17 protein-coding genes are annotated in these 17,327 nt (G+C 32.5%); 14 read left to right on the forward strand and 3 right to left on the reverse strand.

Annotation, left to right across the window (positions count from 1 at the left end; genetic code table 11):
- Nucleotides 1–53: 53 nt before the first annotated feature.
- Nucleotides 54–404 (reverse strand): 4Fe-4S dicluster domain-containing protein, encoded by a 351-nt coding sequence (locus tag AAGV28_RS08125; protein ID WP_373406318.1) that lies wholly within the window; start codon nt 402–404, stop codon nt 54–56.
- Nucleotides 405–539: 135 nt separating this feature from the next.
- Between AAGV28_RS08125 and AAGV28_RS08130 the strand changes: the two genes are divergently transcribed.
- From AAGV28_RS08130 to AAGV28_RS08155, 6 genes are all read left to right on the forward strand, one after another.
- The gene (locus AAGV28_RS08130; RefSeq protein WP_373406319.1) at nt 540–1,598 is read left to right on the forward strand and encodes an acyl-CoA reductase; all 1,059 of its coding nucleotides are present in this window, start codon (nt 540–542) and stop codon (nt 1,596–1,598) included.
- A gap of 93 nt (nt 1,599–1,691) precedes the next feature.
- On the forward strand, nt 1,692–2,762 hold the full coding sequence (gene serC / locus AAGV28_RS08135; protein ID WP_373406320.1) for a 3-phosphoserine/phosphohydroxythreonine transaminase: 1,071 nt from the start codon (nt 1,692–1,694) through the stop codon (nt 2,760–2,762).
- Nucleotides 2,763–3,013: 251 nt separating this feature from the next.
- On the forward strand, nt 3,014–3,964 hold the full coding sequence (locus tag AAGV28_RS08140) for a D-2-hydroxyacid dehydrogenase (protein ID WP_373406321.1): 951 nt from the start codon (nt 3,014–3,016) through the stop codon (nt 3,962–3,964).
- A gap of 96 nt (nt 3,965–4,060) precedes the next feature.
- On the forward strand, nt 4,061–4,618 hold the full coding sequence (locus tag AAGV28_RS08145; RefSeq protein ID WP_373406322.1) for a hypothetical protein: 558 nt from the start codon (nt 4,061–4,063) through the stop codon (nt 4,616–4,618).
- A gap of 115 nt (nt 4,619–4,733) precedes the next feature.
- Nucleotides 4,734–5,171: a DUF6146 family protein gene (locus tag AAGV28_RS08150; protein ID WP_373406323.1), complete on the forward strand. Its 438-nt coding sequence runs from the start codon at nt 4,734–4,736 to the stop codon at nt 5,169–5,171.
- Between the two features lie 32 nt (nt 5,172–5,203).
- A complete protein-coding gene (locus tag AAGV28_RS08155; protein WP_373406324.1) occupies nt 5,204–5,518 on the forward strand; it encodes a DUF6787 family protein in 315 nt (104 codons plus the stop codon).
- Here the strand turns inward: AAGV28_RS08155 and AAGV28_RS08160 are convergent.
- Both AAGV28_RS08160 and msrA read right to left on the reverse strand, forming a co-directional pair.
- The gene (locus tag AAGV28_RS08160; protein WP_373406325.1) at nt 5,515–5,781 is read right to left on the reverse strand and encodes a hypothetical protein; all 267 of its coding nucleotides are present in this window, start codon (nt 5,779–5,781) and stop codon (nt 5,515–5,517) included. The two genes, AAGV28_RS08155 and AAGV28_RS08160, sit on opposite strands and share 4 nt — an antisense overlap.
- Before the next feature lie 9 nt (nt 5,782–5,790).
- The gene (gene msrA, locus AAGV28_RS08165; protein ID WP_373406326.1) at nt 5,791–6,342 is read right to left on the reverse strand and encodes a peptide-methionine (S)-S-oxide reductase MsrA; all 552 of its coding nucleotides are present in this window, start codon (nt 6,340–6,342) and stop codon (nt 5,791–5,793) included.
- 157 nt (nt 6,343–6,499) lie between these two features.
- Here msrA and AAGV28_RS08170 point away from each other — a divergent pair, with 157 nt between their 5' ends.
- The 8 genes from AAGV28_RS08170 to AAGV28_RS08205 all read left to right on the forward strand — a co-directional run bounded on the left by AAGV28_RS08170 (nt 6,500) and on the right by AAGV28_RS08205 (nt 17,318).
- The gene (locus AAGV28_RS08170; protein ID WP_373406327.1) at nt 6,500–7,189 is read left to right on the forward strand and encodes an ABC transporter ATP-binding protein; all 690 of its coding nucleotides are present in this window, start codon (nt 6,500–6,502) and stop codon (nt 7,187–7,189) included.
- A 91-nt stretch (nt 7,190–7,280) separates the two neighbouring features.
- Nucleotides 7,281–8,045 carry a TIGR02757 family protein gene (locus AAGV28_RS08175; RefSeq protein WP_373406328.1) on the forward strand — a complete coding sequence of 255 codons (765 nt, stop codon included), beginning with the start codon at nt 7,281–7,283 and terminating at the stop codon, nt 8,043–8,045.
- Nucleotides 8,046–9,082: 1,037 nt separating this feature from the next.
- The gene (locus tag AAGV28_RS08180) at nt 9,083–9,451 is read left to right on the forward strand and encodes a response regulator transcription factor (protein ID WP_373406329.1); all 369 of its coding nucleotides are present in this window, start codon (nt 9,083–9,085) and stop codon (nt 9,449–9,451) included.
- A gap of 18 nt (nt 9,452–9,469) precedes the next feature.
- Complete coding sequence (locus AAGV28_RS08185) at nt 9,470–10,579, forward strand: hypothetical protein (protein ID WP_373406330.1); 1,110 nt, start codon at nt 9,470–9,472, stop codon at nt 10,577–10,579.
- A 2-nt stretch (nt 10,580–10,581) separates the two neighbouring features.
- Nucleotides 10,582–12,012, forward strand: coding sequence for a glycosyltransferase family 2 protein (locus tag AAGV28_RS08190; protein ID WP_373406331.1), 1,431 nt, complete (start codon nt 10,582–10,584; stop codon nt 12,010–12,012).
- Between the two features lie 27 nt (nt 12,013–12,039).
- On the forward strand, nt 12,040–14,466 hold the full coding sequence (locus AAGV28_RS08195) for a sulfatase-like hydrolase/transferase (RefSeq protein WP_373406332.1): 2,427 nt from the start codon (nt 12,040–12,042) through the stop codon (nt 14,464–14,466).
- Nucleotides 14,466–15,731 carry a YaiO family outer membrane beta-barrel protein gene (locus AAGV28_RS08200; protein ID WP_373406333.1) on the forward strand — a complete coding sequence of 422 codons (1,266 nt, stop codon included), beginning with the start codon at nt 14,466–14,468 and terminating at the stop codon, nt 15,729–15,731. The genes AAGV28_RS08195 and AAGV28_RS08200 overlap by 1 nt, the downstream gene beginning before the upstream one ends.
- A 237-nt stretch (nt 15,732–15,968) precedes the next feature.
- The gene (locus AAGV28_RS08205) at nt 15,969–17,318 is read left to right on the forward strand and encodes a DEAD/DEAH box helicase (RefSeq protein ID WP_373406334.1); all 1,350 of its coding nucleotides are present in this window, start codon (nt 15,969–15,971) and stop codon (nt 17,316–17,318) included.
- The last annotated feature ends 9 nt before the right edge of the window (nt 17,319–17,327 follow it).

Below are 17,327 nucleotides of genomic sequence, written 5' to 3' on the forward strand. Positions count from 1 at the left end.
AAATCCTAAACTTATTTGCTTAGGATTTTTAAAATTTTAATTCAAATATATTCTTATTCGTTGTGCAAGAAAGCTTGTCTGTTTAACAATGTTTCTTCATCTTCAACATGATTATCATCTGGAATACAACAATCTACAGGACATACAGCAGCACATTGAGGCTCATCATGGAATCCTTTACACTCTGTACATTTTCCTGGAACAATATAATACACTTCATCAGAAATTGGAGTTTGAGCATCATCTGCATCAACCTCTGTCCCATCAGGAAGGATTACTTTTCCACTTAATTTTGTTCCATCTTTATATCTCCAATCGTCAGCACCTTCATAAATTGCTGTATTTGGGCATTCTGGTTCACATGCACCACAGTTGATACATTCGTCTGTTATGATAATTGCCATTTTGTTCTGTGTTTGTGTTTTTAAAGCAAAAATCTTGATTGTCAAAAAACATTTGACATAAGACTTTTGACTTTCGATTTATTAAATCTTACTTTTGTGCAAAATTACAATCAAAACATTTCATAAACAAACATTATGACATTAGAAAACAAAAAAAATATTTTTGTAGAATTAGGAAGGTTTTTAAGCCAATTTTCCGAAGCCGAAAACCTCCAAAAAGAAGGTGTTTTAGGCAATGCTATTTTTTTTGATTCTTTTGTTGATTTGATTCAACTTTCGCAATCGCACAATGGCTGGTACACTCCTGAACAAGTGCATTATGCTATACAATCTTGGGCGAAAGCCTTAACCAGCGAGAACCTAAACGAATGGTTGTCTATGTACAATTTTGACAACGTAAAACCTAAAAAAATTGCGCTGATATTAGCCGGAAATATTCCTCTAGTGGGTTTTCATGATTTTCTGTCCGTTTTAATAACTGGACATGATGTTTTAGTAAAAACGTCTTCAAACGACCAACATTTGCTTCCGTTTCTTGCAAAATACCTAATTCATATTGCTCCAGAGTTAGAAAACAAGATTACTTTTAGCGAAGGAAAATTAGAAAATTTTGATGCTGTAATAGCTACTGGAAGCAACAATACAGCCCGTTATTTTGAATATTATTTTAAAGACAAGCCTTCTATTATTCGAAAAAGCCGAAATTCTATTGCTGTTTTAAACGGCGAGGAAAGCAAAGAACAATTAATTGCTTTAGGCGAAGATATTTTTAGGTATTTTGGTTTAGGATGCCGCAATGTTTCTAAGCTTTTTGTTCCAAAAGGATACAAATTTGATTCCTTTTTCGAAGCCTTATTCGAATACCAGAATGTGATTCATTATGAAAAATACGCTAATAATTATGATTATAATAAGGCGGTTTTCCTGATGAGTAATTTTAAATTATTAGACAACGGTTTTCTAACCATAAAAGAAGACAGCAGTCATGCCTCTCCTATTTCGAGTGTCTTTTATGAATATTACGAAAACCTTTCGGATTTAGAAAAAAAACTAGAAGCTGAAGCTGATACTCTCCAATGTATTGTGAGCAATAATTTAATAAAAAACAGTGTTTCATTTGGACAGACGCAACAGCCTAAATTATGGGATTATGCGGATAATATTGATACTATATCGTTTTTGTTAATAACATAGAAAAAATTTTAATAATTATTATGAATAATTTAATGCTTATTCGAGTCCTATTACCGAAATTTGCATTTTAATTTTTTGGACTTAAACTACACCATGAAAAAACACAACTACAGCGCAGGACCATCTATCTTACCACAAGAAGTTTTTGAAAAATCAGCACAAGCTATTTTAGACTTCAATAATTCAGGATTATCAATTTTAGAGATTTCACACCGTAGCAAAGACTTTGTTGCAGTAATGGACGAAGCTAGAGCTTTGGCTCTTGAGTTGTTAGGATTAGAAGGAAAAGGATACCAAGCACTTTTTCTTGGAGGTGGAGCAAGCCTTGAATTTTTGATGGTTCCTTACAACTTGATGAAAGAAGGTGGAAAAGCAGCTTATTTAGATTCAGGAACTTGGGCTACTGCAGCTATTAAAGAAGCAAAACTTTTTGGAGAAACTGTTATTGTAGCTTCTTCAAAAGATGACAATTATACTTACATACCAAAAGGATATGAAATTCCTGCTGATGCAGATTATTTCCACTGTACTTCTAACAATACCATTTTTGGTACTCAAATGAAATCATTTCCTCAAACTAATGTTCCATTAGTTTGCGATATGAGTTCGGATATTTTCTCTAGACAATTGGATTTTTCTCAATTTGATATTATTTATGCTGGTGCTCAAAAAAACATGGGACCTGCAGGAGCTACATTAGTAGTTATTAAAGAAGAAATCATCGGTAAAAACGGTCGTGCTATTCCAAGTATGTTGGATTATGCCAAACACGTTAAGGCGGATAGTATGTTCAACACTCCTCCTGTTTTCCCTGTGTACGCGTCTCTATTGACATTGAGATGGATCAAGGAAAAAGGCGGAATTGCAGCGGTTGAAAAACTAAACAACGCTAAAGCAACATTGCTTTACAACGAAATTGACAGAAACCCATTATTTAAAGGAGCTGCTGTTGAGGAAGATCGTTCTAATATGAATGTTACTTTCTTATTGACTAATCCTGAGCACACAGAAACATTTGACAAAATGTGGAAAGAGGCTGGAATTTCTGGTTTACCAGGACACCGTTCTGTAGGTGGTTACAGAGCATCTATTTACAACTCTATGCCAATTGAAAGCGTACAGGTTTTAGTAGATACGATGCAAGCTTTAGAAAAAGCAGTTTAAATCCCCCTAACCCCGAAGGGGGAACTATATAGATTGTGGGTTTTACATAAGCTAAATAGGTTTTGGGATTTGGAATTTCAGTATTGGAATTTTATTTTAAAATGCTAGCAGAGGCTCTAGCCCCGATAGAAGTGGAAATCCTTGTGGAGGCAGGCATCTACGCCGACACAAGATTGAAACGGATAGCGGGAAATAGCTTCTAAACCATTCAATTAATTTGAGGATAAAACCTCCTAATGTAATAAAAAAACATGAAAGTATTAGCAAACGACGGGATTTCAAAAAGTGGAATCTTAGCTTTAGAAAAAGGTGGTTTTGAAGTAATCACTACAAAAGTTGCTCAAGAACAAGTAGCGAACTACATTAACGAAAATAACGTAAGCGTTATTCTTGTTCGTAGTGCGACTAAAGTTCGTAAGGACATTATTGATGCTTGTCCGGGCATTAAAATCATAGGTCGTGGTGGTGTAGGAATGGATAATATTGATGTGGATTATGCTAAAAGCAAGGGAATTCACGTAATCAATACTCCTGCTTCTTCCTCAGAATCTGTAGCTGAATTAGTTTTTGCTCATTTATTGTCTGGAGTTCGTTTCTTGCATGATTCTAACAGAAACATGCCATTAGAAGGAGACACTAAGTTTGATAACTTGAAAAAAGCTTATGCTAATGGTACTGAATTAAGAGGAAAAACTTTAGGTATTGTAGGTATTGGTCGTATTGGTCAGGCTACAGCTAAAATGGCTCTTGGTTTAGGTATGAAAGTGATTGCTGCTGATAGTTTTATTCCACAAGTAGATATTAAAGTAGAATTCTTTGACGGTCAATCAATAACTACAACTGTTGTTCCACAATCATTAGAATCTTTATTTCAAGAAGCTGATTTCATTACATTACACGTTCCTGCTCAAAACGGTTACATTGTAACTGAAAAAGAGTTTGCTACTATGAAAGACGGTGTAGGTATTGTAAACTGTGCTCGCGGTGGTGTTATTAACGAAGTAGATTTAATAAATGCTTTAGACAGCGGAAAAGTTGCTTTTGCAGGTTTAGATGTTTTCGAAAACGAACCAACTCCGGCAACTCAACTTTTAATGCACCCAAATATCTCTTTGACTCCACACATTGGAGCTGCAACAGGAGAAGCTCAAGATAGAATTGGAACTGAATTAGCATCACAAATTATTAGTTTGTTAAGCTAAAATTTAAGTTTTTATAATACAAAAGGACTCATGGTAAATAGCTATTGAGTCCTTTTTTTTATTAAATTTGGTAACCAATCATATAAAACAAATCTCATGTTAACACAATTATCACAATTAGTACAGGAATTTGGCGCAGATGCAGTTGTAAAAAACGATGCAATTCCAAATGAACACAATGAGGCTGTGCTAAAAGAAACCAGTAATTCTATTTTTTCCAGTTTACAAAAAATAGCAAGCCAAACTGACTTATCGCAAATAGCAGGCATTTTACAAGGCAAGGATATTGATAAAAACAACCCAACAGTAAAAGAAATTACAAATCAAGTATCTCATTCTTTAACCGAAAAGCTAGGAATCAATTCAGCAACAGCAACTAGCACCGCAACAGCAATGATTCCAAAAATATTAGGATCACTAATTTCTAAAGCTAACGATCCTAAAGACAATAGTCTAAATATTTCAGAGCTTTTAAATGCTTTAACTGGCGGGAATAGTCCAGAAAATGCCGGTATTATGGAAGCTATTTCTACTTATGGAATTCATTTTGGACTGGATCAAAATGCAGATGGAAAAGTAGATCTTGATGATGCTATTGAATTGACTAAAAAAGGAGGATTAGGCGGAATGTTGGGGAAACTTTTCGGAAAATAGAACTAGAAAAATAAGTAATCCAAATGCTATTTATTGAAAAGATAAATGGCATTTTTTTGCAAAAACATAAAATCAGCTATTTAATCCGTAATTTTAAGTCAAACTAACTTTTGCCATGAAAAATAAGCTGTATGTATTAACATTAATTCTAGGTCTCATTTTAATTAGTTGCTCTACTCAAAAAGCAACTATTGTAAAAGACAAAACGCTAAATTCAACTAGCAGTGACACTATCAAAATTGTCAATGAAGAATTAGAATATGAAGTTATTATTATTGACCCTGGTTTTTCTTTTTGGCTCAACTCTATGGCTCAACCCCGTGGATTTTACACCCAAAGTTATTTGGAAACCAAAAACCAATTGTATATCAACGAATGGAACAATCGTTTTTATCAACCGGAACGCTACAGCCGTGATTTATATGAAATGAGTATTGATTATGATCCCAATATTGATTATGGTTATGAAGTAAATTATTTAATCTACAACTATATGATCTATTTCCAAAATAATTATCGGCAAAGACTTTTTGGTCGTGTTCCTCTAAGATAATCTTATTATATTTGTTATTATCTAAAGTGAGCATGGACAAGTTAAAAAAACGTTGGGGAATAACATCTAATTATGATTTAGCAATTATTTTTATAGTTTTTGCTATAAACGGTTCACTATCGGCAAAAATCTCTAGTTACGCTATGAATCTTCTAGGAATCGATAGAGAAAACACCCATTGGCTTTTCTATTACATCATCTTAATTGTATTAGTTTTACCCTTATATCCCTTCTTATTAATGTTCTTTGGATACATTTTTGGTCAATCTAAATTCTTTTATCCTTTTTCTAAAAAATTGCTTCGAAGTATGGGATTGGGATTTGTATTTAAAAACAAAAATAATTAGCTTTCTTTTTTTATAATATAATAATAAATCCAGGTTAATGTAAACGATGGGATAATATCCGTCAAAGGTAAAAGTTCTTCAACAAAGGCAATAATTCCACCTATTTTCCCTACGGTTCCTTTATACATTCTGGTCATCAAAAAACCAGCTACTGGAGCCCAAACTACATCTGAAAACTCGCCTAAAAAAGGAATTGTAAACGATAGCATTCCGATAGCATCGAAAACAATTCCTAAAATCAGCTTTTTATATTTATCGTCCATTTTCAGCTCCTACTTTTCTTTTAATTTGTCCTTAAAATAAGTTCTCACTTTATCAATTTTAGGAGTAATTACAAAGGAACAATAGCTTTGAGACTTGTTTTGATTGTAATAATTTTTATGATACGCTTCGGCTTCATAAAAAGTAGAAGCAGCAGCAACTCTGGTAACAATTGGTTTATCAAAAACAGCTTCTTGGGTTAAAAAACGAATACAATCTTCCGAAATCTCTCGTTGTTCTTCATTATGATAAAAAATTTCACTTCTATATTGCGTTCCCACATCATTTCCCTGACGGTTTAAAGTAGTAGGATCATGAGTTGCAAAAAACAATTCTAATAATTCCCCAAAAGAAATTACTGTGGGATCAAAACTAATTTGAATGGCTTCGGCATGACCTGTATCTCCTTGACAAATTTCTTTATATGTAGGATTCACCGTGTTTCCTCCTATATAACCAGAAACAACACTTTGCACTCCTTTTAATTCTAAAAAAACCGCCTCGGTACACCAAAAACATCCACCCGCAAATGTTGCTACTTCTATCATTTCTTCTTTTTCCATACTATTTTTATTAACCGTTTCTCCAAATACAAAAACCATTCTTTACAGAACAGCAACTGTTTCTATTAACTCAAATTTATGCTTTTTAAACTAAAATTATGCTTTTTCTAATTTTTAAATCATTAAAATCTTTGTTTCTTTGTAAAAACTGCCCACTATGATACAAGCCAAAAACTTACACAAATATTACGACCAACTTCATGTTTTAAAAGGAGTTGATATACACATAAAAAAAGGAGAAATCGTATCCATTGTAGGTGCTTCTGGAGCAGGAAAAACAACACTTTTACAAATTTTAGGTACATTAGACAGTCCGAATACCCCCGTCCCTAAAGAGGAAGCAAATCTTAAAAACGGAATTGAGCTTCGAATTAATGACCAAAACATTTTGTCTATGAATGACAAAAATTTATCTCAATTCAGAAATCTAAATTTAGGTTTCATCTTTCAATTTCATCAATTGTTACCTGAATTTACTGCGCTAGAAAATGTATGTATTCCGGCTTTTATAGCCAAAAAATCAAAAAAAGAAACCGAAGAAGAAGCTATAAAATTATTAACTTATCTTGGTCTTTCTCATCGAATCAATCATAAACCCAACGAACTTTCAGGGGGAGAACAACAGCGTGTGGCTGTAGCGAGAGCTTTAATCAACAAACCAGCCGTAATTTTTGCCGATGAACCTTCGGGAAATTTGGATACTGCTTCGGCTGAAAACTTACACCAATTGTTCTTTAAATTAAGAGATGAATTTGGACAAACTTTTGTTATTGTTACTCACAACGAAGAATTGGCTAATATGGCTGATAGAAAACTGGTGATGGTGGACGGACAAATTAGTTTTTAAAAGTAACGGAGTGGCTAAGGCTCTAAGATACCGCCGAACTCAATACTTGCTTTTTAAACTTTTAAACCCCTAAAGCTTCTCCAACAAAAGAATGAACAAAGCTGAACTCAAAGATTTTCTGGACGAAAAAGTAGTACAATACAACACCCTTGATTTTATAGAAAGTGATCCGGTGCAAATTCCGCACTTATTTACACAAAAAGAAGATATCGAAATCGCTGGCTTTTTGAGTGCTACCATTGCTTGGGGCAACCGGAAAATGATTATCAAAAACAGCCATCGCATGATGGAATTGATGGGAAATACTCCTTATGATTTTGTGATGTCGCATTCTGATGAAGATTTGGTACGGTTAGAAACTTTTGTACATCGTACTTTTAATGGTCAGGATTTCATTGGCTTCATTAAAAGTTTACACAACATCTATAAAAATCATGATGGCTTAGAAGCCGTTTTTGCTAAACATCAAGAAGCCAATTCGATGCAAAAAAGCATTTCTGAATTCAAGAAAACCTTTTTTGAAATACCACATTTAGCTCGCACCCAAAAGCACATTTCAGACCCTTTGAATAATTCGGCAGCTAAGAGAATTAACATGTACTTGCGATGGATGTGTCGCCAAGATAATAAAGGAGTCGATTTAGGAATTTGGAAAACCATTGCCCCTGCTCTGCTTTCTTGTCCACTGGATGTTCATTCCGGAAATGTAGCTCGAAAATTAGGCTTACTGACTCGCAAGCAAAACGATGGAAAAGCGCTCTTCGAATTAGATTCTAAACTTCGAGAATTTGATGCCACTGATCCTGTACAATATGATTTTGCTTTATTTGGTCTAGGTGTTTTTGAAGGCTTTTAGTTTTTGAAATAAACAATCCCGTTTTACTATAGTTCGAGCGCAGTCGAGAATCTTTATTGCATCTCGACTGCGCTCGATGTGACAAAAAAATTGAATTTTTATATGACTAACTGCTATTACATTGACTTTACAACCTGCTTTAATACTATCCTCCCTTATCAATCCAAAATCCGTTCGACAGATCATAAAAACAAATCTGTTGAATTAGATCTGTTAGAATAACACAATTAATAGAGAATAAACTAAATGATAGATCCTGAAAAGATTAAGCTACAAAACGCTAAACCAAATATATTTGCATGAATTAAGTAACTATTTAAGTTTTATTTAACTATTTTTTAATGGATCATTTCCCGCTATCTCTCGTTAAATTTATTCAAAAACAAGTTAATTATTCTTTCAAAATTTGCCTTTCCTATCGAAAAATATTCTTCTAAAAAATTATCATATTTATTACTCCTAAAATCATATAAAATATCTAATAGAGCTTTGTTTAAATTGGGCTCAATAAAGAAATTTAAGTTTGATTTTACAATACCCCGATGTAGTGCTATTTGAAATAATATTTGATTTGCTACTAAAACTAAAAAATTACAAAATGGAAAATGCAATCCTAATTGCAAAATGTAACTCCTTAAGGACTTGGAACACTTAATTTCCAAAGTGGTAAAAAAAACTATTTCGAAAATATATAGAAAACCACCTATCAAAGATCCAGATGAATTATTGACTAAGGATAAGGATACAAAACGACAGAAAATCGCTTTTCAAATTAGATACTAAACTTTGAGAATTTGATTCCACTGATCTTGTACAATATGATTTTGCTCTTTTGGGGCTAAGGTTTTGAAAAGTTTTAATTATTTCTGACGAAGGAGCAAAAAAACAAAACACAATTCCTGTAATACTTTTACATAAAATTATCATAAAAAATGCACTTTATCGGTTTTTTTATGCACTTAATCGATACAATTGTTTTTTTTTATTATTTTTACGCTGTAAACAACCCCAATACAAAACTAATAACCTACAAGAAAATGAATCTTTCAAAAAAAATTGTTCTGGCAGAGGATAATTCAATCCTTTCAAAATTGTTGCAATTCAAATTAGAAAAAGAAGGTTATAAACTTTTAATAGCTACTAATGGTAAAGAAGCCGTTGATCTAATTGAGGAGAACAATCCCGACATGATTCTTACTGATATAATGATGCCTTTCATTAGTGGGCTGGAAGTAATTAGCCATGTTAGAAACAAACTGGAAATGAAAACTCCTATTGTTGTATTTTCTTCTGCAGGTCAGGAAGAAATGGTTCTGAACGCTTTTAACTTAGGTGCAACCGATTTTATGAGCAAACCTTTTAGTCCTAACGAATTAATCATTCGTATCAAGAGGTTGTTGCAGTAAAGTTTTAAATCAACTGTTATGTTTGAATTACTCCAAAATAGTATTGTTGCATTATACAATTCGCACCCAATTATTCAATTTTGTATTGATTTATCATTGCTTTTTATAGCAATCATAGTTCTATTACTTATCTATCTAAAAAATCTTAGAAATCGATTACGATTAAAAGGACGAATTGAAGCGACGTATCAAAAAAAATATGAGTCTGATCTTATAGAATATCTATATGCTGGAAATGAGGATGACACTAACATAACTGTACAACAACAAAAAATTGTTGTTTATTTAAAAAAATGTGCTGAAAATCGTTTAAAAAGAAAATTAATAATTGCCACTTTTTTAAAACTTAAAAATGAGATTTCAGGTGAAACTGCCGATGCAATTCAAAATTTATACTATCAAACAGGATTAATCAACTCAGCTACTTCTAAACTTAAAAGCAAAAAATGGGACAGTGTAGCTCGTGCTATAAGAGAGTTAACACAATTTGAAATTAAAGAAGCACATGATGCAATTATTCTATTAGTGAATCATCCTAGGAAAGAAGTGCGTAATGAAATTCAAAAATATTTAGTCAAGTTATTTCGTTTTGATGGACTTAAATTTTTAAATGTATTAGAAAATCCACTTTCGGCATGGGATCAAATTCAATTACTAGAAATTTTAAATAAATTTACTAATTTAGAGATTCCGGAAATGAATAATTGGTTGCAATCTAAAAACAATTCTGTTATCTCATTTACGCTAAAATTGGCTAAAATATACAATCAATTTGGAGTTAAAGACGAAGTTATTGCACTTTTTAACCATCCTAATATCGATATTAGAATTGAAGCGATAGAAGTTGTTACGCATTTAGGAATTTACGAAGCAACTGCAATTTTAAAAGAAGATTATTTTACTAGAACACTAGAAGAGCAAATTGCTTTTTTCAAAATGATGGAAGATATGGCAATGCCTGAAGATATTCCGTTTATCAAAGAGCACATACAACACGAGAATTTTTTCATTCGAATTTCAGTAATGAAAATCTTAAACTTAATTATTGTTGACGAAGATAACACTTTTAGAATCAACACCATAACTCCAGATTACTCAATAGATAACGATTTAACTATAGCCAGTTAATTATGATTATAAATTTACCCGAACAACTCATCAACTTTTTCGATTATATTTTTTTTGGTTTTGCTGCGGCTGCTATATCATCTTATATTATTTTAGCAATAATATCAGCTTTTGAAACCGTTAATTATATGAAAAAAAATAGTTTTGTAAACTATACCGAAATATTATCATCATCCATTTCTCCATCTATTTCTATCATTGCTCCTGCGTATAATGAAAGCTTGAACATTGTAGAAAATGTGCGTTCTTTGCTTTCCAATCATTACGTAAATTATGATGTAATTATTATAAATGATGGTAGTAAAGATGATAGTTTAGAAAAACTAATTGCGGCTTACGATTTAGTTAAAGTAGATTATTTAATCAACAATCAGATTCCAACAAAGCCACTTAGAAAAGGCGTATTTAAATCTACAAATCCTGCTTTTGAAAAATTGATTGTGGTTGACAAGGAAAATGGAGGAAAAGCTGATGCACTAAATTTAGGCTTAAATATTAGTACTAATAAGTATGTTGCCTGTATCGATGTTGACTGTTTATTACTAGAAGATTCTTTGCAAAAAATGATAAAACCTTTTTTGGAAGCTACCGATCACAAGGTTATTGCCGCTGGAGGAGTTATTAGAATTGCAAATTCTTGTATTATAAAAGACGGTAAATTACTTGATATCAATTTTCCCAACAACCGAATTGTAAGAGGACAAATTTTAGAATATCTAAGAGCTTTTCTATTGGGTCGAATGGCATGGAGTAAACTTAATGGATTATTAGTTATCTCAGGAGCCTTTGGATTATTTGATAAAAAAATCGCACTTGAAGTAGGTGGATACGACACTAAAACAGTGGGCGAAGACATGGAAATTATTGTACGAATGAGACGCTATATGGAAGAACAAAAAGTAAAATATAAAGTGGCTTACATTCCAGATCCTCTATGTTGGACAGAAGCTCCAGACAGTTACAAAATTTTTATCTCTCAAAGAAACCGATGGACTCGTGGTACCATTGAAACACTTAAAAAACACAGAAAAATAGGATTCAATCCTAAATACAATTCATTAGGAACTCTTAGTTATCCATATTGGTTTTTATTTGAAAGGTTAGCTCCCATTGTAGAAGTGCTAGGCTTGTTTTACTTTTTATTACTTATTGTGACCAATAATGTTGTTTGGGATTACGCCATAGTATTTCTTGTTTTAGCCTATCTTTTCACAGTATTATTTTCTATAATTACCATCATAACCGAAGAGCTTACTTATCACCAATATACTAAAAAAGGAATGGGCTTGCAACTCGTCAAAACTGCTTTTACAGAACCCATACTCAATCATCCCTTTATTTTATATGCAGCAATAAAAGGAAATTTTGATTACTATTTCAACAAAACCATCAAATGGGGCGAAATGACTCGAAAAGGAATGAGCAATAATTAATTTTAAAATTTACACAAATTATCTTCAATGGACAATAATCAACAAGTAAAAAATCACTTTAGCTATGGCTATTTGTGTTTTTCAATGGCAATCACTTTTTGGTTCATTAGTATTTTCGAAATTTTAGCTAAATATTACGCTGGAATTGCAATTCCTAACAGTGGCATTGCGCTATTTTACAAACTTATTAATGATTTTTGGACTGTTTTCTTAATCAGTCTTTTATTTTTACCACTCTATTTCATCTTGCATTATAGCAAGATGAAATGGAAAGACATTCCTGTAAAAGTTGTTTTTTTACTAATTATTATTGGTCAATTTGCATTAACTAAATACCATTTAACTACATTAGTAAATCTAGGAGCTGATTTTTTAGGGTATTCTACTGATGATATGTACACCACCGTAACAGCATCAGAAACATTTTCTATTTTATATTTTGTACCATTTATTTTTTTTCCATTGTTCTTTTGGGGAATTAACACCTTAATTTCAAAAAAAATAAATTCCAAAAACTTATATGCAATTGCTGGAATAACTACTGTTTTTTGTTTTGGAATGAAATTTTTTATACCAAATATTTCAGAATCTCAGTTTCAAAATAAGTTTGCCTATTTTACAACCGATATTATCCGATTTCAAGAAGATAAAAAACAATTCAGTGCTGCCAATTTAAGTTATAAAAAAGAATATCCTTTGTTAAAGCCTTTTTCAGCCACACCTGATGTTTTAGCTCCTTTTTTCGAAATTAAAGACGAAAAACCAAATATTGTTATGATTATTGTGGAGGGATTGGGCGATGAGTTTGTTGGGAAAAATGAATACCGTGGCTTTACCCCATATTTAGACTCCTTAATACCAAAATCATTATATTGGGAAAATTTTGTTAGTAATGCTGGACGAACATTTGGAGCCTTGCCTTCTATTTTAGGTTCATTGCCTTACGGCGAAAAAGGTTTTCTGGAAATGAAACCCTTACCAGCTCACAGCTCACTTATTAGCATTTTAAAATCTAATGGTTACAACACTACTTTTTACTGTGGTGATGAATCCAGTTTTGACCACCGTATCAATTTCTTAGAATACAACAACATTGATGATGTTATTGATATTAATAAATTTGGGCCAAGCTATAAAAAAACAAAAGCAAACTCTGGAGGTTTTAGTTGGGGCTATCCTGATGCTGAAATTTTCAAAAAGACGCTTACTGAAATTGAAACTAAAAAAGGGCCGCGCTTAGATATTGTTATGACCTTAACCAATCATGAACCTTTTGATTTTCCAGAGAAACCTGAGTATTTAAAAAAAGTAGATCATATTATCAATACAAACAAAACGCTAGACCTTTCAAAATCGGAAGTTGAAACCTATAAAAACATCTACGCGAGTTTGTTGTACACCGATCATTCGATTCAAAAATTCATGGAATCTTATGCTAAAAGACCTGATTATAAGAACACTATTTTTGTGATAACCGGAGATCATCGTTTGATTCCAATTGCCCAAAAAGACAAGTTATGCCGTTTTCATGTGCCATTGTACATCTACAGTCCGATGCTCAAAAAAGCTGAATCCTTTAAATCGGTTTCATCTCATTGGGATATTACTCCTAGTTTACTTTCGTTTTTAATGAATAATTATAAAATGAATAAACTGGAAAAAACAGCTTGGATGAGTTCTGGTTTAGACACGGTAAAGCGTTTTAGAAACATTCATACTATTCCTATTATGCAAAATAAAGGCGTAATCAATGAGTTTATCTATAAAGAATATTTATATTCAAATGGCGATTTGTTCAAAATTGATCAAAACTTTGAAACCACTAAAATTAGCGATAGTGAACTCTTAAAAACAATAGAAGATAGTTTACAAGAAACAAAAAAACTCAATGCTTATTTGACTCAAAAGAACAAAATTATACCAAAATCTTTGTTGATTTACAGCAAAGCATCTTTCGAATTTTCAAAAGAAGAATTAGCATTTATCAAAAAAGAGACTGCGAAATTAAACACCGATCAAATCTTCTTTAAAGCCAGAGATTTAGCATTTAATAGTCAAAGAAAAGAAGCACGTGTACTATGCAATTACATCTTAAATGAATTACCTAATTATGCCGATGTAAGAACGTTAAAAGGAAGAACGCTAGCATGGGACAAAGATTATAAAAACTCTGAAAAAGAATTATTAGAGGTTATAAAAAGAACGCCTTTCTATTATGATAGTTACCTTGCTTTAATGGACGTTTATTGGTGGACTAACCAAGATAAAAAAGGAATTCAAATTGCTAAACAAGCTTTAAAAAACGACGTTAAGAATCCTGAATTAGGTATTAAATTAGCTAAAGCATACCTACGAACAAATCATAACGCTATGGCACATCAAACCATTGATAGTATGCTAAAAAAAGACCCAAACAATAGTGAATATATCAAACTCAAAAAAGAATTGAAATAATGATAAGCAAACCAATTATCAAATTAGCGATACTGTTTACATTTGCTTGCTTTTTCCAAATGCAAGGACAAGTTGTTACGCCATACAATGGGAATCCTGATACTTCTTTTGAAACAGCAAGACAACTGGCTTTTAATCAACAAAGAAAACAGGCACAAGACACCTTAATAAATATCTTGAAAAAATATCCAAACTATCATGATATTCGTAGTTTCCTAGCTTCTACCTACGCATGGGATGGCGACTATAAAAAGGCCAGAAAAGAGTTTGCTTATGTTATTGAAAAAGCACCTCAAAACAAAGAAAACTGGATTGCTGCTATTAAAAATGAATCTTGGAGTGATGCACATTATGACGCTTTAGCAATGGCTAAAACGGCATTGAAGATTTTTCCAAACAATCCCGAAATTACTTTGCTAAAAGCTACCGCGCTAAAAAACACTAATAATCCACTAGAGGCACAAACTGAGGTAAAAACTATTGTTACCAACAACCCAGAAAATCAAGAAGCCAAAGAATTCTTAGATAATTTAAACAGTACATTGCGTACTAATACTATTGGATTAAGAGCAGCAGTAGATATATATTCTAAAGTATTTGATCCGATGCAATACTACACCTTAAGTTATGGTAAACAAACAAAATACGGAAGTATTATAGGTAAATATAATTTCAACCGTCGTTTTAACGAAAATGGTTCTCAAATAGAATTTGATTTGTATCCTAAAATAACCAAAGGATTGTATGCTTATGTAAATATTGGCTTTGCAAATACTTTCCTTTTTCCAGATTTAAGATATGGCGGCGAATTGTACAAATCACTACCACATAGTTTAGAAATTTCGGCAGGTTTTCGAACTTTAAAATACAGTACTACAACTAATATTTACACAGGTTCTATTGGTTGGTACACTGGAAATAGTTATTGGTCATTACGCCCTTATTTTACCCCTGGTGAAGGAGGAACTAGTACATCAGCTGCATTAAACTATAGAAAATACAGAAGTAATGCCGATAATTATATCGGTTTGTTATTCAGCATGGGGGTTTCGCCAGAAATAAACCAATTTAATGATGCAAACAATGCGGCAATTGTAAATTTAAAAACACAACGTTTTAACCTAAGTTACTTCTTTACAACTAATAAAAATAAAAATGCTTTAGGCGCACAATTGGATGTAGCGCATCAAGAAATAAGTTTTGATCCAGGGAATTATTTTTGGATTTATTCGCTTACAATTTCCTGGGATTTAAGATTCAAATAAATCATTTTCTAAGCTCCATCTGCAACACCAATCATTAATCAATTCCACAGCAAATTGGCAAATTTTTATTTTTTGAAATCGTCAATATGATTCTGATTTTTTATTCGGCTACAATTTCAGTATTGAATGTTGAAAAGGGTAAATTTTAATTAGCGAATTTGCGGTAAAAAAATAAGCTAGCCTTTCTATTTTACCGTTATTTTCAAAAAGACTATCTTTGCACAAAATATACGTTTTATGGCTACTTTCGAGCAATTCAATCTTCCTAAATCATTACAAAAAGCAATCGATGAATTAGGGATTACTACCCCAACTCCTATTCAGGAGAAATCTTTTTCTGTAATTATGTCTGGAAGAGATATGATGGGAATTGCACAAACAGGTACAGGTAAAACCTTTGCCTACTTATTACCAATACTAAAACAATACAAATTTAGTGTTACGCATACTCCTAAAATTGTCATTTTAGTTCCTACCAGAGAGCTTGTTGTTCAGGTTGTAGAAGAAATAGAAAAGCTAACCCAGTTCATGTCTATTCGAACTATTGGGATTTTTGGTGGTGTCAATATCAATACACAAAAAAAATCAGTCTATGAAGGTTCAGACATTCTTGTAGGAACTCCAGGTAGAACCATGGATTTAACGCTAGACAATGTGGTGCGCTTTGAAGACATGCAAAAGTTGATTATTGACGAATTTGACGAAATGTTGAATTTAGGTTTCCGAACTCAGATTACAGCCCTATTAGCGATGATGCCTAAAAAACGTCAGAACATTTTATTTTCGGCGACTATGACCGATGAAGTTGATGCTATTTTGAACGATTATTTCGATTATCCAGAAGAAGTAACTCTGGCAGCATCAGGAACTCCATTAGAAAACATCAAACAAATCACTTATAACGTTCCTAATTTCAATACCAAAGTCAATTTGCTAAAACATTTATTAGCAACCAACGAAGACATGAGTCGGGTTTTGATTTTTGTAAATAACAAAAAGATTTCCGATATGCTTCATGAGTCTATCGAAGAAGATTTTGAAGGGCAATTTGGTGTGATCCATTCCAATAAGTCTCAAAATTACCGTTTAAATACAATGGCTTCCTTCCAGGAAGGAGCACTTCGCGGATTGATTACAACGGACATTATGGCCAGAGGTTTGGATATTTCGAATATTACTCATGTAGTCAATTTTGAAATGCCCGAAGAACCTGAACTGTACATGCACCGTATAGGTCGTACTGGTCGTGCCGATGCAACAGGAACTGCAATTAGTTTTGTTACACCACGCGAACAAGAAGCTAAAGTTGAAGTTGAAGTGCTAATGAATACAGAATTAGCAATTGAAGATTTCCCTGAAGAAGTGGAAATTTCTATAAAATTAATTGGCCCTGAAAAAGACAGACAGCCGATTAAAATTTTAATGAAAAAACCAAAATTGACAGGAGATGGTGCTTTTCAAGAAAAAAGCAAAAAGAACAAAAAAGTCAATTTGGGTGGACCTGGTGTCACCAAGAAAAAAACGCATGGTTCTGTTAATAGAAACATGCTAAAAAAACAAGCTGCAAAAAAGAAGAAGAAAAAATAAGAGAACAGA

The sequence above is a fragment of the Flavobacterium zubiriense genome (assembly GCF_041729725.1).
GTDB lineage: Bacteria > Bacteroidota > Bacteroidia > Flavobacteriales > Flavobacteriaceae > Flavobacterium > Flavobacterium zubiriense.

What these genes read in the sequence shown, in the direction of transcription:
- AAGV28_RS08125 (WP_373406318.1), bottom strand. Translation starts at nt 404, where the DNA reads ATGGCAATTATCATAACAGACGAATGTATCAACTGTGGTGCATGTGAA.
- AAGV28_RS08130 (WP_373406319.1), top strand. Translation starts at nt 540, where the DNA reads ATGACATTAGAAAACAAAAAAAATATTTTTGTAGAATTAGGAAGGTTT.
- serC (WP_373406320.1), top strand. Translation starts at nt 1,692, where the DNA reads ATGAAAAAACACAACTACAGCGCAGGACCATCTATCTTACCACAAGAA.
- AAGV28_RS08140 (WP_373406321.1), top strand. Translation starts at nt 3,014, where the DNA reads ATGAAAGTATTAGCAAACGACGGGATTTCAAAAAGTGGAATCTTAGCT.
- AAGV28_RS08145 (WP_373406322.1), top strand. Translation starts at nt 4,061, where the DNA reads ATGTTAACACAATTATCACAATTAGTACAGGAATTTGGCGCAGATGCA.
- AAGV28_RS08150 (WP_373406323.1), top strand. Translation starts at nt 4,734, where the DNA reads ATGAAAAATAAGCTGTATGTATTAACATTAATTCTAGGTCTCATTTTA.
- AAGV28_RS08155 (WP_373406324.1), top strand. Translation starts at nt 5,204, where the DNA reads ATGGACAAGTTAAAAAAACGTTGGGGAATAACATCTAATTATGATTTA.
- AAGV28_RS08160 (WP_373406325.1), bottom strand. Translation starts at nt 5,781, where the DNA reads ATGGACGATAAATATAAAAAGCTGATTTTAGGAATTGTTTTCGATGCT.
- msrA (WP_373406326.1), bottom strand. Translation starts at nt 6,342, where the DNA reads ATGGAAAAAGAAGAAATGATAGAAGTAGCAACATTTGCGGGTGGATGT.
- AAGV28_RS08170 (WP_373406327.1), top strand. Translation starts at nt 6,500, where the DNA reads ATGATACAAGCCAAAAACTTACACAAATATTACGACCAACTTCATGTT.
- AAGV28_RS08175 (WP_373406328.1), top strand. Translation starts at nt 7,281, where the DNA reads ATGAACAAAGCTGAACTCAAAGATTTTCTGGACGAAAAAGTAGTACAA.
- AAGV28_RS08180 (WP_373406329.1), top strand. Translation starts at nt 9,083, where the DNA reads ATGAATCTTTCAAAAAAAATTGTTCTGGCAGAGGATAATTCAATCCTT.
- AAGV28_RS08185 (WP_373406330.1), top strand. Translation starts at nt 9,470, where the DNA reads ATGTTTGAATTACTCCAAAATAGTATTGTTGCATTATACAATTCGCAC.
- AAGV28_RS08190 (WP_373406331.1), top strand. Translation starts at nt 10,582, where the DNA reads ATGATTATAAATTTACCCGAACAACTCATCAACTTTTTCGATTATATT.
- AAGV28_RS08195 (WP_373406332.1), top strand. Translation starts at nt 12,040, where the DNA reads ATGGACAATAATCAACAAGTAAAAAATCACTTTAGCTATGGCTATTTG.
- AAGV28_RS08200 (WP_373406333.1), top strand. Translation starts at nt 14,466, where the DNA reads ATGATAAGCAAACCAATTATCAAATTAGCGATACTGTTTACATTTGCT.
- AAGV28_RS08205 (WP_373406334.1), top strand. Translation starts at nt 15,969, where the DNA reads ATGGCTACTTTCGAGCAATTCAATCTTCCTAAATCATTACAAAAAGCA.